This is a genomic window from Proteus myxofaciens ATCC 19692, assembly GCF_001654855.1.
Taxonomy (GTDB): Bacteria; Pseudomonadota; Gammaproteobacteria; order Enterobacterales; family Enterobacteriaceae; genus Proteus; species Proteus myxofaciens.
Genome location: NZ_LXEN01000285.1, coordinates 1 through 205 on the forward strand (window position 1 = coordinate 1; position 205 = coordinate 205).

The 205-nt window shown below is 28.8% G+C and carries 1 protein-coding gene; it reads left to right on the forward strand.

Going from position 1 to position 205, the window contains the following annotated elements; all coding sequences use genetic code 11:
- A partial coding sequence (locus tag M983_RS16885) for an acyl carrier protein (protein WP_167348712.1) occupies positions 1-202 on the forward strand: 202 nt, incomplete at its 5' end.
- Between the last annotated feature and the right edge of the window lie 3 nt (positions 203-205).

Here is a 205-nt window from a genome sequence, read left to right on the forward strand (position 1 = left end):
TGATACACCATTATTTGGTAATGGTCTGAAGTTAGATTCTGTGGATGCAACGGAAATACTCGTTTTTCTTAATGATGAATTTAATATTCAAGTCACAGAGGGAGATGACCCATCTTATATGAGAACAATAAATAATTTAGTTACATTTATTCTAGATAGACAAAAGAAAAACAAAGAAAAAATGGACAAAGAAACACATTAAAAA